This window comes from Spirosoma daeguense (assembly GCF_054776875.1).
In genome coordinates, this window is sequence record NZ_BAAHBF010000004.1 from 124,864 (window position 1) to 140,244 (window position 15,381).

11 protein-coding genes are annotated in these 15,381 nt (G+C 45.9%); 9 read left to right on the forward strand and 2 right to left on the reverse strand.

Annotated features, from left to right (window positions below; translation table 11 throughout):
• The first annotated feature begins 46 nt into the window (after window positions 1-46).
• The 7 genes from ACYVD4_RS13465 (at window position 47) to ACYVD4_RS13495 (ending at window position 9,253) form a co-directional block, all read left to right on the forward strand.
• Window positions 47-1,324 carry a polysaccharide pyruvyl transferase family protein gene (locus ACYVD4_RS13465; RefSeq protein WP_460946408.1) on the forward strand — a complete coding sequence of 426 codons (1,278 nt, stop codon included), beginning with the start codon at window positions 47-49 and terminating at the stop codon, window positions 1,322-1,324.
• 144 nt (window positions 1,325-1,468) lie between these two features.
• Window positions 1,469-2,260 carry a sialate O-acetylesterase gene (locus tag ACYVD4_RS13470; protein WP_460946410.1) on the forward strand — a complete coding sequence of 264 codons (792 nt, stop codon included), beginning with the start codon at window positions 1,469-1,471 and terminating at the stop codon, window positions 2,258-2,260.
• Between the two features lie 155 nt (window positions 2,261-2,415).
• The gene (locus ACYVD4_RS13475) at window positions 2,416-3,684 is read left to right on the forward strand and encodes an MFS transporter (protein ID WP_460946412.1); all 1,269 of its coding nucleotides are present in this window, start codon (window positions 2,416-2,418) and stop codon (window positions 3,682-3,684) included.
• 108 nt (window positions 3,685-3,792) lie between these two features.
• The gene (locus tag ACYVD4_RS13480) at window positions 3,793-5,040 is read left to right on the forward strand and encodes an MFS transporter (RefSeq protein WP_460946414.1); all 1,248 of its coding nucleotides are present in this window, start codon (window positions 3,793-3,795) and stop codon (window positions 5,038-5,040) included.
• 113 nt (window positions 5,041-5,153) lie between these two features.
• Entirely contained in the window at window positions 5,154-5,567 is a 414-nt protein-coding gene (locus ACYVD4_RS13485) for a hypothetical protein (protein WP_460946416.1), read from the forward strand.
• Between the two features lie 350 nt (window positions 5,568-5,917).
• Window positions 5,918-7,306, forward strand: coding sequence for a cell division protein ZapB (locus ACYVD4_RS13490; protein WP_460946418.1), 1,389 nt, complete (start codon window positions 5,918-5,920; stop codon window positions 7,304-7,306).
• 249 nt (window positions 7,307-7,555) lie between these two features.
• Complete coding sequence (locus ACYVD4_RS13495) at window positions 7,556-9,253, forward strand: sodium:solute symporter family transporter (protein WP_460946420.1); 1,698 nt, start codon at window positions 7,556-7,558, stop codon at window positions 9,251-9,253.
• 57 nt (window positions 9,254-9,310) lie between these two features.
• On the opposite strand, the gene ACYVD4_RS13500 is transcribed toward ACYVD4_RS13495, so the two are convergent.
• Both ACYVD4_RS13500 and ACYVD4_RS13505 read right to left on the reverse strand, forming a co-directional pair.
• Window positions 9,311-9,994, reverse strand: a complete 684-nt coding sequence (locus tag ACYVD4_RS13500) for a response regulator transcription factor (RefSeq protein ID WP_460946422.1) — start codon at window positions 9,992-9,994, stop codon at window positions 9,311-9,313.
• A gap of 22 nt (window positions 9,995-10,016) precedes the next feature.
• Window positions 10,017-11,519, reverse strand: coding sequence for a sensor histidine kinase (locus ACYVD4_RS13505; RefSeq protein WP_460946424.1), 1,503 nt, complete (start codon window positions 11,517-11,519; stop codon window positions 10,017-10,019).
• 138 nt (window positions 11,520-11,657) lie between these two features.
• Here ACYVD4_RS13505 and ACYVD4_RS13510 point away from each other — a divergent pair, with 138 nt between their 5' ends.
• A complete protein-coding gene (locus ACYVD4_RS13510; RefSeq protein ID WP_460946426.1) occupies window positions 11,658-12,452 on the forward strand; it encodes a GLPGLI family protein in 795 nt (264 codons plus the stop codon).
• A gap of 91 nt (window positions 12,453-12,543) precedes the next feature.
• On the forward strand, window positions 12,544-15,306 hold the full coding sequence (locus tag ACYVD4_RS13515) for a TonB-dependent receptor (RefSeq protein WP_460946428.1): 2,763 nt from the start codon (window positions 12,544-12,546) through the stop codon (window positions 15,304-15,306).
• The last annotated feature ends 75 nt before the right edge of the window (window positions 15,307-15,381 follow it).

Sequence of the window (15,381 nt, forward strand, 5' to 3'; positions counted from 1 at the left end):
CAACGCAATAAATCCTGTAAATCCTGTCTAACTGTGATTCGAAATTATGCTAAACCGACGCGATTTTCTTCAACAGGTTCCGGGCATTGCCGGGTTGATTTTAGGTTCACTTTCTTCACTGAAAGCGGGCAACGTAGCATCTAAATCTATTATTCTACGCTCGTCGTGGCAGACCGAAAACATTGGCGACATTGCACACACACCGGGTGTATTAACGTTGCTCGAAAAATACCTGCCCGATGTACAGGTACGACTCTGGCCCTCGAACGTAGGAAACGGCGTAGAGGAAATGCTACGTAAGCGATTCCCAAACGTACCGATTATCCGAACACCCGAGGAAATCCAGAAAGCCTTTACCGATTGTGTGTTTCTACTGCACGGTTCTGGACCGCAATTGGTGGCGCGCAAGGACGTAGAACGCTGGGTAAAGGAAACGGGTAAACCATACGGCATTTATGGCATTACGTTTCCGGGTGTGTATGGGTTTGCCGAGGAACGTAGCAAATTCAACCCCATTGATATTGACCTGCTGACCAATGCCAAATTCGCCTTATTCCGGGATTCGGTATCGCTGGAGTTTGCCAAGAAGAACGGAGTAAAATGCCCGATTATGGAGTTTTGCCCCGATGGTGCATTTGCCGTCGACATTCGAAACGACGCGGCAGCCGACGCATTTTTGCGGGAACATGGGCTGGAAACGGGTAAGTTCCTATGTGCTATTCCACAATATCGGTTTTCGCCCTGGTGGGAGTTGCCCAGCAAAAATCAGACTCCCAACGAAGCCAAACGGGCGTACAATGATAAAATGAAAGAGCAGGACAACGCCCCCATCCGCGAAGCCATTATTCAGGTGGTTCGGCAAACCCCGCTCAAAGTATTGCTTGTGCCAGAAAACGGAACACAGGTACGTATCGGCAAGGAAATGCTTTACGATCCGCTCCCTGAGGATGTGAAGAAAAAAGTAGTCTGGCGCGACCATTATTGGTTGACCGATGAGGCTGTCAGTACGTATATCCGGTCGGCGGGGTTGTTCGGTCTGGAGATGCATTCCCCCATTATGTGCATTGCGCAGGGCGTTCCGGCCATCGTCTGTCGGTTCGAGGAGCAGACCAGCAAAGGAGCCATGTGGCGGGATGTTGGTCTAGGCGACTGGCTATTCGACATGGACACGCCCAGCGACGTAGCGAAAATTGTTCCAGCGGTGCTGGCTATGGCGAAAGACCCGAAAGCGGCAAAAGCCAAAGTGGCAAAAGCGCAGAAATTTGTGGAGCAACGCCAGCGCGAAACGATGGGATACGTCAAGAAAAACGTAGTCGCTACGTAAATCACTACGTAATGGAGTCTTTAACGTAGCATCGGTACGTAGCGAGTTATGATTTTTCGGTTTAAATCCGGGTAGTCATAACTCGCTACGTGCTTTTTTGAAACGTTCGACAAGAACTTACCATGTTAAGTTGACCAAACGCTTATGAAATTCAGCGCTCGTCTGTCTGCCGTTCTTCTTTTGTTTGTTACTCTCGCTTTCAGGCAGGACGTTCCTCCTCGATTGCAACTGTTTTTGCTAATCGGTCAGTCGAATATGGCCGGGCGGGGTGTTCCCGAAACCGAAGATAAGCAAACACATCCGCGTATCTGGATGCTGGATAAAGCTGAAACATGGGTACCTGCTCAAGACCCGATGCATTTCGACAAGCCAGCCGTTATCGGTGTTGGGCCGGGTTTCCCGTTCGCGAAACGACTGACTGAAGCGTATCCATCAATGAACATCGGTCTGGTCCCCTGCGCAGTTGGCGGTTCGGGGATTGATAGCTGGAAAACAGGGGCTTATTACGAGCCAACAAAATCTCACCCATATGATGATGCGCTACGTAGAGCGAAGAAAGCTTTGGAGAATGGTCAACTGGCAGGGTTTATCTGGCATCAGGGCGAATCGGATTCCAATCCAGAGAAAGCACCAGACTATGAAGCTAAACTGACCGAACTGGTAGCGCGATTTCGGAAAGATCTGAATGCACCCAACGTACCGTTTGTGGTTGGAACGCTTGGTGATTTTGTGGTGAAACGTAATCCAAATGCAAAAACCGTCAACGAAGCGCTTCAGAAAGCCACGCAGCACATTCCAAATTCATACTACGTTCTTTCAGAAGGATTGACCCATAAAGGCGATTCGACCCACTTCGATACGCAATCGGCGCGTACGCTTGGTCGGCGCTATGCCGATGTATTTATTCAGAAAAAACTGATCAAAACAAAACCATAATATTATCAGAGTATGCTTTCAGACAAATGCGAAGGTGATTCTAACCCATTTCTTCGTAAAACATCCTGAACCTTACCGGATTTTGGCCTAATCTTCTTTGGCTGTTTCGTATTATTGCAGAATTATTTCGCCCTTTTAATCTTCTTTTTTGCCGCATGGCTGTTTCTTCCGTCTCCCCTAAAACCGAATCTCCGACTGTTGGCCTGTTTAGTTTGCCTGTTATTGTAGCCGCCCTGGGTTACTTCGTCGATATTTACGATTTACTCTTATTTGGAATTGTACGCGTTCCCAGCCTACAAGACCTCGGCCTTACTGGTGAGGATATTTCGACCGTGGGAGCCAGCATCCTAAACTGGCAAATGGGCGGTCTGCTGCTCGGGGGTATTCTGTGGGGTGTGCTAGGCGATAAACGCGGACGTCTTTCGGTACTCTTTGGTTCGATCATTACGTATTCGCTCGCCAACATTGCCTGCGGATTCATCAAAAATATTACGTTCATGGACCCGGTGGTGTATTACGCGCTGATGCGTTTTATTGCCGGAATCGGCTTGGCTGGCGAACTCGGCGCAGGCATAACGCTTGTAAGCGAAGTACTTCCGAAAGAGAAACGTGCTATTGGTACGTCATTGGTAGCCGGTATTGGTCTGTTCGGCGCTGTGGTGGCTTATTTCACCGTGAAACTGTTCGACTGGCAGATGGCCTTTTTTGTGGGCGGTGGCTTGGGAGTTGGCCTCTTGCTGCTACGTGTCGGCGTAGTGGAATCGGGTATGTTTACTGACGTATCGTCGCAGGATCACGTAGCAAAAGGCGATTTTCTTTCGTTTTTCACTAATGCCGACCGCTTTAAGCGCTATCTGAAATGCATCGGCATTGGTTTACCAACGTGGTTTGTAATTGGTATCCTTGCTACGTTCGCCAATGAGTTCGGGCGCGCACTGGGCATTGTGGAAGAAATTCAGCCGGGTTTAGCCATTATGTGGTGCTACGTTGGTCTGGCGTTCGGCGATTTGGCCAGTGGTTTTATCAGTCAAGCAATGGCTTCCCGGAAAAAGGCCGTTACGTTATTAATGATTGTATCGCTCGTGTTCAGTCTGATTTATCTGTATTTCGGTGTGAAGAGCGCTACGGTTCTGTACGGACTCGCTGGAGCAATGGGCTTTGGAATTGGTTACTGGGCTATGTTTGTGACAATTGGAGCGGAGCAATTTGGCACCAACCTCCGCGCTACGGCGGCAACTACAGTTCCAAATATGGTACGTGGTACAGTTATTCTGATGACTAGTTTATACGCTTACCTGAAACCATCACTCGATATTATTAACGCAGGGGCGGCTGTAGGTCTGATCTGCTTTATACTCGGCTTTTACTCCATCCTAACTATTCCCGAAACCCACGGAAAAGATTTGAATTATCTGGAGGAATAGTCAGAACCGACACGTCGGCCCGGCGAGGTTTAGCTGATTTAGGGATTAAATCAGCTAAATCCCGGTCGAAATTCATATCTATTAATCTGCCTAATTCCGACTCCAACAATGGAAGTCCTTACTCCTTCGTCAACGCGCGTTTCGTTTCGTCCATTATTTACGTTGCCGGTCATTGTATCGGCGCTTGGCTTTTTCGTGGACGTTTACGACATGCTCATTTTCAGCATTGTGCGTGTTCCAAGTTTGCAGTCGCTGGGATTATCGGAAGCAGACGTATCGAAAGCCGGTACGTTCATTCTGAATTTTCAACAGGCGGGACTTTTGGTCGGCGGGTTTCTCTGGGGCGTTCTTGGCGATAAACGGGGCCGAATGTCGGTTCTGTTTGGTAGCATTCTTACGTATTCACTCACGAATATTGCCTGTGGATTCGTGCAGGATGTTACTACGTATGCTATTCTGCGATTTATTGCTGGCGTTGGTCTATCAGGTGAAATTGGGGCCGCTATGGTGCTGGTATCAGAAATTCTTCCGAAACAGATTCGGAGCTACGGTTCATCAATGGTTGCTGGCATTGGTTATCTGGGGGCAGGAGCCGCATACCTCACTGTCGAATATTTCAACTGGCGCACCGCTTTCTGGGTGGGCGGTGGAATGGGCCTTGCTTTGCTCCTACTTCGGGTAAGTATTTTTGAATCAGGTTTATTCAGCCGAATGAAAGCAGAGCATCAACACGTAAGCCGTGGAAATTTTCTTCAGTTTTTTAGCACTTGGCCCCAAATTAAAAAGTATTTTCGTTGCGTAACAATCGGAATGCCCACGTGGTTTATCGTCGGCATATTGGGTACGTTTGCCAACGAATTTGGCGAAGCACTGGCTATTCCAGAAATAGTTAAGCCTGGGCGTTGCGTCATGATGATTTACGTTGGTCTGGCCGGGGGCGATTTGTTAAGTGGTCCGATAAGCCACTGGCTTCAATCACGTATCAAAGCCATTACGGGTCTTTTGATATCCAGTGCATTATTAAGTAGTATCTATCTTTTCGGTGGAATAAACACAGCCAAAGGACTTTATACCATCTGTCTGCTGGCGGGCTTCTGTACGGGTTATATTGCGATGTACCTTACGATGGTAGCCGAACTATATGGTACAAACCTTCGCAATACAGCCACGACGTCGGTGCCGAGTGTGGTGCGCGGTACGTTAATTCCGATGACATTACTATTTCAGGCACTGAAGCCATCTATGGGCGCTTTAGTTGCGGCAGGTATACTGGGCGTTATTGTTTATGGGCTGTCATTTTGGTCACTCAGCCGCCTTCCAGATCCGTTTGGAAAAGATCTGGACTTTGTAGAATAGCTTTAACCACTTATCATTTTTTTTAGCCGTTGCTCCTAAACGGCCGCGACGGGCAGGTTGGCAAGCATCATTGAGTTGACACTTAAAGGTTCTCTTTAAATTAATCGACTCACATGAAAACTACCGTCAAAATGCTCGCTAGCGCCATCTTATTGGCACTTACTGTATCTGTTGTGACACCTGCTCTAGCTGATGATGGCAACTCGCAGAAGAAAGTTTTTGCCGCTGCTGTGTTTCCAGCCGCAGACATGACTAAGATGTGGATCTATCTGGAAAAGTATAAGTCAGAAAATAAAGTGAACCTTGAGTTAGTTAGCGAGAAGGGTGAAGTTCTCTTTCAGGAAACACTACTTCGGAAAAATAGTAAACGAAACGCATGCCGCCAGCAATTTGATATGAGTCAGCTTGGTGATGGAACCTACATATTTCGTATTACAGCCGGAACGCAGGTTGAGGAAGTATCTTTCAAACTGTCGACACCAGCGTTAACGAAACCGATGCCGATACGTCAGATTGCCATCAAATAATGGAATGCTAGTTAATAAACATAACGGCGGTGCTGATTTTCTGAATCAGCACCGCCGTTATGTTTATTAACAAATCTTTAAGTTAAAGGTTATCAGCATATAACATATACTTTAAGGGTACTAAATTTCGACAGCAAACTATTTAAGGACCGATAAATAAAGATGCACAAAAAATTAACTTATTGGTCATATCCAGATATGCTGGTTACGGATAAACTGCCTACATTTGTAAACAAGGCAGCTTATATTACCGAATCAGTGATAGTTTTAAAATAAAGTATCCAAAAAATACTTTGTCGTCTAAAATAATTCCACTAACTTTTCCACTTTATTAATTCATCGAACCGCAAATGAAACAAATTATCTACCTCGGCTTACTGGGCTTTAGCTTTTCGGCAGTAGGGCAAACCATTGAGGTTCCCTCTGGTACCCCTTTGACAGTTCAGGGTAACCTGAATATGCCTACTGGATTTTCTATCCAATATAACGCACAGAATTACATTAAAGCCCCTAACACTGGCTCCAACAGTGTTTATATGGGTCTTGAATCAGGTAATACAGGAGCTGGAATCAATAACGCATTTATTGGGCATCAGGCAGGTAAAGCCAATACCGGTGGTGGTAATGCTTTTCTGGGCGCACAGGCAGGTTCTAACAATACATCAGGAGCAGCGAACGTATTTGTAGGTTATCAGGCAGGTATCACCAACACAACCGGTACAGGTAACTTGTACCTAGGTCAGCAATCTGGAGCCAACAGCAATGGGTCATATAACCTGTTTATGGGTAATGGTTCAGGAAATGGTAATACTGCAGGTACTGGTAATACCGCCATTGGTGACGGAGTTTTCTTTAAAAACACGACGGGTGGTGAAAACGTATCGATTGGTCGATATGCTGGTTATCATAATGTGACCGGTTCTAATAACACATTCATTGGTGTAGCAGCTTCTCCTCCAAACGGAACAGGAGCCTTAAACAATGCTACTGCTATTGGATATAACTCAGTGGTATCAGCTTCGAATGCAATGATTCTTGGTAACACCAGTGTAAATGTTGGTATCGGTAATAGCGCTCCTCAAAATAAGCTGGAAATCACGAAAGGAACTGCCCACCAATCAGGTCTTCGGTTTACCAATTTGACCAGCAGCTCCCCTGCTTCGGCAACCAACCAAACAAAAGTCCTCTCCGTCAATTCTTCTGGTGATGTTATTCTGGTCAGCACAAATGCTTCGGCTCGTGAAGGTGTCGCTGAAAACTTCTGGCAACGGAAAGGTTCGTTCCTGCAAAGCACACAGGATGATGCTGTCATCATCGGTAGTAGCACTCGTACCCCAGCAGGTTATAAACTATTCGTTGAACAAGGTATCCTGACCGAGAAAGTAAAAGTAGCTGTAAAAAACACGGCTGACTGGAGTGACTACGTGTTCGCATCGGATTACAAACTGAAGTCGTTGAGCGAAGTTGAAAGATTTATCAAAGCCAACAAACACCTGCCAGGCATGCCATCGGCAGAGGAAATGGTACAGAAAGGTAACGACCTCCACCAAACGGATGCTAAACTGTTAGCACAAATCGAACAAGTTGTACTGCACAGCATCGAACTCGAAAAAGCCAACAATGCTCAAAAGTCTCAGATTGAACAACTTCAACAAGAGAAACAACAAACTGAGCAACGTCTGCAAAGCCAAATTGATGATCTAAAGAAATTGGTAAATCAACTGGTTGAGAAAAAATAAGCATAATAATAAGCCATTGCCCAGTAATTAATGGCAGATAAACAAGAAAGGCGCTAATCATTTTGATTAGCGCCTTTCTTGTTTATCTGCCATTCTACGCAAAAAATGCATGTATTATAGGGTATAAGTAGGGATTCATATCATTAAAAAAAGGCGGACTTGTAAATGATTTTGCTAAAAAGTAAGCCGAATTAGAGAAATAATTGCTTTTTTACACGCTAATTCGAAAACTATATTCCAAGCTATTCCATGAACCAGCTTAACCAGACTGATTACATCATTTTCTTCCTTTATTTCATTGGGGTCTCCTCGTATGGATATTGGATTTATAAAAAGAAGCAAAAGACTAAACTCGATACTAAAGACTTTTTTCTGGCAGAGGGCTCGCTAACCTGGTGGGCAATTGGGGCTTCATTAATTGCCTCAAACATTTCGGCGGAACAGTTCATTGGCATGTCGGGCAATGGTTTTACGTTTGGGATTGCTGTGGCAGCCTATGAATGGTTAGCCGCCGTTGCACTCATTATTGTGGCTATATGGTTTATTCCTATTTACCTGAAAAATCATATTTACACTATGCCGCAGTTTTTGAAAACGCGGTATAATGAAACAGTTAGTTTAATTATGGCCGTTTTCTGGCTATTTCTCTATGTATTCGTTAACCTGACGTCTATTCTATTTCTGGGAGCGCTCGCCATCAGTACGTTAGTTGGTGCAGATTTCTTTCACCCTATTGTCATTGGCCTAAGCATTTTCGCCCTGATTATTACGTTGGGCGGCATGAAAGTAATTGGCTACACCGATGTTATTCAAGTTGTCGTATTGATTATCGGAGGATTGGTTACGAGCTACATTGCCCTTACGTTAGTGAGTCAGAAATTTGGATTGGGCAACGATGTTATAGCCGGTTTTGGGGCTATGATGAACGATGCCGAAGATCACTTTCATCTGATTTTCCCAAAACCAGGTCCTGATACGCCACAGGTAGATGTAAATAAATACCTGACCGTACCGGGTATCACGATGTATTTTGCCGGTCAATGGATTGTAAACCTTAACTACTGGGGTTGTAATCAGTACATTACGCAGCGGGCGCTCGGAGCTGACCTAAAAACGGCACGTACAGGTATTCTTTTTGCAGCTATGATTAAGCTGTTTATGCCACTGATTGTGATGCTCCCCGGTATTGCGGCTTATGTATTGTATAAAAATGGCGGGCTGCAAAATGAAATGGCTCCGGGGGGTAAACTCTTGGCCGACAATGCCTACTCTGCGATTCTGTCGTTTTTGCCGAATGGACTGAAAGGCTTATCGATGGCCGCGCTTACAGCCGCTATTGTAGCATCGCTGGCAGGTAAAGCCAATTCAATCTCTACAATTTTTACCCTCGATATCTACCACAAGTACATTAAAAAAGACGCGACCGAAATACAACTTGTTTGGGCCGGACGTATCACTATTTTTGTGGCAATGCTTCTTTCTATTGCCCTAACATGGAAAGATACATTAGGTGTTGGTAGCGAAGGTGGTTTTACGTTCATCCAGAAATACACCGGTTACCTGAGCCCCGGTATTTTTGCGGTGTTCCTACTTGGCTTCTTCTGGAAACGTACTACAGGAGCCGCTGCCGTTGTTGGTATTCTGTTGGGCTTTGGTCTGACAACTCTATTCAATAACTTCGCCCCCCAGCTATTCGGGCACGAGACAATTCTCTACACGGCCTTCAAAAACGCCGACGGTATTTATGAAATTCCTTTTCTGGTTTCGATGGGTTGGGCCTTTTTCTTTACCGTGCTAGCAATGGTATTGATTAGCCTGACAGGGCCTGCCATAAATCCAAAAGCATTTGAGATCGATTCCAGAATGTTTAAACTAGCCCCATCAGCTACAGCACTGATTACGGTTATCATGCTTATTCTTACAGTTCTTTATATTCGATTCTGGTAGTTTCAAACCAAATAATCGTATAAAAAATGGCTAAACAAGTACTTGTTTAGCCATTTTTTATACGATCAACTTATAACCAATTCCCCGTACATTAACGATCTGAAGGCTTGGATCGTCGCGTAAATGCCGTCGTAGTTTGGTAATAAAAACATCTAAGCTACGGCCGTTAAAGAAACTATCATCGCCCCAAAGCTGAAGCAGCACAACGTTACGTTCAAGCACCTGATTTCGCTGTTCATACAAAAGACGTAACAGCTCCGATTCACGGTGCGACAGTAATACGTCATGACCATTGAATGATAACCGCTGTTTGGGTGAATCGAACAGATACCGACCAATATGTACTCCATCTTGCTTCAGGTTATCGGCTCGAGACGCTACGTTACGTCGAAGCAACGCATTGATCCGCACAATCAACTCATCCAGACTAAACGGTTTTTTGAGGTAATCATTTCCGCCTAACTCAAAACCACGTACTACGTCAGCCGTTTGCGAACGAGCCGTTAGAAAGAGTATCGGTACGTCCAGATCAGTCTGACGAATTTGTTTGGCCACCGAAAAACCGTCCAGATTTGGCATCATCACATCAGCCACAACAATATCGGGGCGCTCTTGCTGAAACATTGTTAAACCCACATCTCCATCAGTTGCATAACGTACCGTAAAGCCTCGTACTTCGAGACTGTCTTTCACAATCATTCCCAGTGCCGGTTCGTCTTCAATCAGCAAAACTATAGGCATACACGTAGCAGATTCGCTCTGTTTATGAAAATGTAAGTAAAAATTCACTCCCTTTTCCCGGTTCACTACGTAGCGATACGGACCCACTGTGTCGTTCAACAACCTGACGGACATAAGCGAGCCCAAGACCGAAGCCTTTTACGGGATGCAAATCGCCGGTGGGCACCCGGAAGAAGCGTTCAAAAATGGCTGACTGATAGGATTTAGCGATACCGATTCCATCGTCTGCAACCGACAATTGCCAGCCTGTTTCACTTCTCAGAAATGCCAATTGAATGGTTACAGCCTCTCTGGAATAATTAATGGCGTTGTCGATCAGGTTGTTAAGGGCATTTCCGAAATGAACTCGATCAACAGTTACCATAGTGTCGGCAGGGATAGTTACCCGGAACGTAACGGGTTTTGTGGCCTTCAACTCATGGCTCGTTACCAGATCAGCTACTACGTCGTTCAGGTTTGTTGGTTCAGGATGCAGCACCAGCTCGCGCTTTTCTTCGACGGCCAGATTCAACACTTTTTCAACCAAATCAGACAGCCGTTGCAGGTTGTTTTGCGAGATAGCCAAATACATTTGAGCCTTCTTTGGGTCATCCAAAGCACCAAAATTTTGCATAGCTTCTACAGCTGCCGTCACCGTAGCAATCGGTGTTTTCAGCTCGTGCGTCATGTTGTTGATGAAGTCGTTTTTCACCTCCGACAGTTTTTTCTGGCGCAGAATTGTACTCAGCATGAACAGAAAACTTCCAGTGGTCAAGAACAATAAAAACACCGAACCACCCAGTAGCCACCCCATCCGACGTAGCAAATAGAACTTTGGCGTTTCAAAAGTTACCTGTGCAAACAGATTCCGAATCGGGTTGACAGGTACCACTAATTTGTTCATTACGTTCGACTTATCATTCGGTTTTGACGGTGTTCTCAATTGACTTACCAGAATATTACCAGAAGTCTTTTGCGGCTGAACACTTACCGTATCTAGTTTAAAATCAGGATTTATACCGCGCTGAAGAAGCTCAGAACGGTATGCTTCTGACAATTTTGCCAGATTGATACGTGTGCCTTCGGCCCAGTCGAGCATTAACATAGTCGAAATCCGATGGGCAAGCGTGTCGGGCGATTCAAATACTTGTGTTTCTATTCCGGGTGAACCTGGCAACAACCGCTGATAAAAGCTATCAACGGCTACCACGCGGATATCACGCTTATGAGTTTCGTTGGCGTTTACTGGTGGCCCGGGTTGCCTTACGATAACTCGAATCTGCTCCCGATTGGTCGTACCGTCAAACTGGCGAATAATCATTCGCGTTGGTTTCAGCGACTTCTCATTATCCTGTCTGGCAAATAATCGGTTAGCCTCAACCATCTGGCGTTGCTGCAATACAGAAAACAGTGCATCCCGCATCGTTTGGTTAAACTGCTGGCTTTTCACATGATACGTTGTCCAGAGCCAATATCCCTGAAACGCATTGATGCCAATGATGCAAAGAGTCATCAGCCAGAATATCGAACGAATACGTCGGTTCATACACAAATCTACACTGTCTGAGCGGGCTTAGGATAGCCGTTAACACTGTTTAACACTATGTAGCAGTGCGTTACAAAACTCTGCCAGACCTTTGAGTCGTCCGTCATCTCGGATGCAAAATCAAACCAACATTATTTCATGAAACCGCTTCTATTTGTAGTTGTCAACTGCGTAGCCGCCTTTTTGGCAACTTATCCAATCATCGCCCAAACGGTGGCTACTACGTGGTCGGGGCAGATTACCTACGAGGGTGTCCGCAAAGTTGACCCATCCCAAATGCGTATCGTTATTAACGGCGAACAGGTAAAACCGGGTGACCCTAATTTCCCAACCGATATTCCTGATACACGCATGTTTGGTCAAAAGGTACTGATTAACGGTACGTATGCCAAAGAAAGCCGCGACGAGCAGGCAGCCGTTGTTCGGGTGCGGGGCGATGGTGGGCCAGCTCAAACCCGAAACTTCCCTCGTCCATTTTCAGAGCAGGTTTTCGTAGATCTGAAAGACCAGAAAAAGGTAACCTTGCTCACGGTAGGTAAAGATGCAGATGCGAAAACGTATCAGGCCGACGCACCGATCAAGCGCGTAAGTGGCTGGCAATTAACCAACCAGACAAAAAAAATAGCTGGCTATACCTGCCAGAAAGCTACCGTACCATTCAACAAGGAAACCTACACTGTCTGGATCACCAACGAGCTACCTATTACCTACTCGCCTATCCATGAGCTGACGCCCGAAACCGGAACAGTTCTACTGATCGAAGGAAGCAAAGAACAATTTAAGGCAACAAAAATTGACACTACGACTACTGATGTACAGGCCGCTAGACCAGATATAAAGGCTCAAGCCGTTACGCCCGAACAGTTAGCAGATCTACGTCAGAAGGCCATCACTGATTTTCAGCAACAAATCCAACAGAACGAGCGGAACTAGGTGGCAGAGAGCAAAGGGTTAGCTACAAAGGGTATCTTTCTACTCTCCGCCTTTTGCCCCATGCCCTCACCAAAAAGCCCTCTGCAAATCCATGAAACCGATTTTCTTACTCTTCTGTCTTTTTCTAAGTTCCGGTTTATTTGCTCAACGTAACGTAACAAAATCGGAGATTTGGGGAATGGTGTTTGATTCAACCAGTGGCAAACCGCTTCGGCAAGCTTCTATTTCGTTGATGATGATTCAGGATTCAAGCTACGTAATGGGCACAATTACCGATGGCGAGGGTCAATTTCAACTACGTAACGTAGCAAAAGGAAGTTATCGACTGCTTATTACGTTCCTTGGCTATCGCAATCTGTCTCAATTAGTTACTATCACATCTGGAAAGCCAATAATCAATGTCGGTGTTTTGCAGATGGTTGAGCAGAGTAATCATCTTCAGGAAGTAGTTGTTCGACAGGAAAGCCCGCCGATTACGGTAAAACAGGATACACTGGAGTTCAACGCAGAATCGTTCAAGACACAACAAAATGCCGCTGTGGAGGAACTGATCCGTAAACTGCCAGGGATGGAAGTTAGTCGAGATGGTACGATAAAGGCGCAAGGCCAGACCGTCAATCGGGTATTAGTTGATGGAAAACCGTTTTTTGGGACTGATCCGAAGATGGCGACCCGAAATCTACCCGCCGATATTGTTGATAAGGTTCAATTATACGATCAGTCGTCCGATCAGTCGCAATTTTCGGGTATCGACGATGGAAATCGGGAACGTACCATCAACATTACGCTCAAACGGGATAAGCGGAAAGGCTATTTTGGACAGAATTCGCTGGGATTGGGCACGGCCCGCGATGGAGAAGCGAATCGGTATCAGGGTCGATTGAATCTGAATCGCTTCGAGAATGGACGCCAAATTTCGCTGATCGGACAAGCCAATAATCTCAACCAGCAAAACTTTACGTTAGGGGCTTGGCCGGCACAGGGTCCCGTTTTTGTAGGCGGTTTGGAGAGTGCAGGACTTCCTGGTAACCAGACCCCAACGAATATAATTGAAGTACGTGCCGGTGGATTGAACTATAAAGACAAATGGGGTAAGCGGGCCGAACTAGCAACGAGTTATTTTCTTAATCAGGCCATTACCACTACCGAACAACAGAGTCGACGCACGAGCCTTTTGCCCGAACGTTCGCTCATAACCAATCAGCAGAACTATTCGCAGAATCAGCAATTGACGCATCGGTTCAACGCTCGGCTGGATTGGGTCCTCGATTCGCTAACTAGTCTTCGGCTTACGCCCAGTTTCTCGTGGCAAACTACAGATTTTACCAGCCAACTATCCAGCCGCTCTACGTTACCGGGCCTTTTGGGGCAAACAATTCAATCAGTAAATACAGGCCAAACTAATTACGGATCGACAGGTAATGGGGTAATTGGCTATAATAATCTACTACTCATGCGTAAGTTCCGACGAGAAGGGCGCACGTTGTCGGTCAATCTGAACACGATTTTGGGCGATGCAATTACAAAGGCGTTAAATCAGTCGATCAATACGTTCTACGACTCTACGGGTGTCAACCCCGTTTCGAACCTATTGAATCAGCAGAACCAGCAAGCAAATTACAACCTGCAAAACACGCTCACGGTATCATATACAGAACCGTTATCGTTCACGCAAAAACTGGAGTTGCGGTACGCTTATTCAGTGAACAGCAACCAGGCCGACCGACGGGTTACTGATCGAAGCGAAACGACGGGGCTTTACGACCACGTTAATTTCCCGCTATCAAATCAATTTAGAAACTCATTTGACTATCATCGGGTGGGTGCTACGTTTCAGACGCAACGACTACGGTATAAATTTGCTATTGGTGCAGACGTTCAGCAATCGCAGTTACAACTTGATAACATCTCCGTAGATACCAGCCAACGACGCCCCTATTTCAACGTATTGCCGAATGCCTTATGGAGTTTCACCTTTTCTGGAAATCGAAACTTGCGTTTGCACTATCGAACCCGCCTGAATGCGCCTTCGCTGTACCAATTGCAGCCTGTAATCGACAATATGAATCCGCTCAATGTTCGGGTAGGGAATCCATATCTCGCGCCAGAGTTTTACAATACGATGATGCTGAGCTACAATACGTCGGCCGGATTAGGGACTAAAAGCTTTTCGTTGTTTGCCAGCCTCAACCAGAGTTCTAACCGCATTGCTACGTCGACAACAATCAGTCCGTCGGGTGTACAGACAACGCAACCTATCAATGTAGGCGGGTTCTGGTCGGCCAACGGGGCAATGTCTGTCGGGCAAACGCTTCACCCCTCGAAACTAGGACTTACGCTCACAACCAACGTAGCACTGAGTTGGGCGGTGAGTTTTATTAACAATCAACGTAACGAAGCGAAAAATGCCAGTGTAGGCCAGGGCTTTCGGCTGCAATCTAATTTCAATAATAGGCTGGAATACGGCCTCAGCGGTAACCTAACCTACCAAAGTGCTACGTATTCGCTAACCTCGAAACAAAACACGTCCTTCTGGTCGCAATACGCTACTGCCGACTTGTTCTGGAAACTTCCTTTCCGATTCGTGCTCACCAGCGACGTAACGTATACAGGTACAACGGGCCGGGCTGCGGGTTATAATCAGCAGATTATGCTATGGAACGGAGCACTGGCAAAGCAGTTTTTCAAAGGCAATACAGGCGAACTGCGGTTACAGATTTTCGACGTATTGAATCAGAATAGCAGTCTGATACGTAACACGACCGATACGTATATCGAGGATGTGCAAAGCCGAATACTACGTCGGTATTTGCTGGTTAGTTTCGTGTATAACCTACGGAAGTTTGGAGTCTGAGTAATGATTTTTTGACAGGATTGACAAGATTTCGACGTACTACAACTACCAGAGTAGAGTGATAAAAATCCTGTA

What these genes read in the sequence shown, in the direction of transcription:
- ACYVD4_RS13485 (WP_460946416.1), top strand. Translation starts at nt 5,154, where the DNA reads ATGAAAACTACCGTCAAAATGCTCGCTAGCGCCATCTTATTGGCACTT.
- ACYVD4_RS13515 (WP_460946428.1), top strand. Translation starts at nt 12,544, where the DNA reads ATGAAACCGATTTTCTTACTCTTCTGTCTTTTTCTAAGTTCCGGTTTA.
- ACYVD4_RS13465 (WP_460946408.1), top strand. Translation starts at nt 47, where the DNA reads ATGCTAAACCGACGCGATTTTCTTCAACAGGTTCCGGGCATTGCCGGG.
- ACYVD4_RS13505 (WP_460946424.1), bottom strand. Translation starts at nt 11,519, where the DNA reads ATGAACCGACGTATTCGTTCGATATTCTGGCTGATGACTCTTTGCATC.
- ACYVD4_RS13510 (WP_460946426.1), top strand. Translation starts at nt 11,658, where the DNA reads ATGAAACCGCTTCTATTTGTAGTTGTCAACTGCGTAGCCGCCTTTTTG.
- ACYVD4_RS13475 (WP_460946412.1), top strand. Translation starts at nt 2,416, where the DNA reads ATGGCTGTTTCTTCCGTCTCCCCTAAAACCGAATCTCCGACTGTTGGC.
- ACYVD4_RS13490 (WP_460946418.1), top strand. Translation starts at nt 5,918, where the DNA reads ATGAAACAAATTATCTACCTCGGCTTACTGGGCTTTAGCTTTTCGGCA.
- ACYVD4_RS13495 (WP_460946420.1), top strand. Translation starts at nt 7,556, where the DNA reads ATGAACCAGCTTAACCAGACTGATTACATCATTTTCTTCCTTTATTTC.
- ACYVD4_RS13470 (WP_460946410.1), top strand. Translation starts at nt 1,469, where the DNA reads ATGAAATTCAGCGCTCGTCTGTCTGCCGTTCTTCTTTTGTTTGTTACT.
- ACYVD4_RS13500 (WP_460946422.1), bottom strand. Translation starts at nt 9,994, where the DNA reads ATGCCTATAGTTTTGCTGATTGAAGACGAACCGGCACTGGGAATGATT.
- ACYVD4_RS13480 (WP_460946414.1), top strand. Translation starts at nt 3,793, where the DNA reads ATGGAAGTCCTTACTCCTTCGTCAACGCGCGTTTCGTTTCGTCCATTA.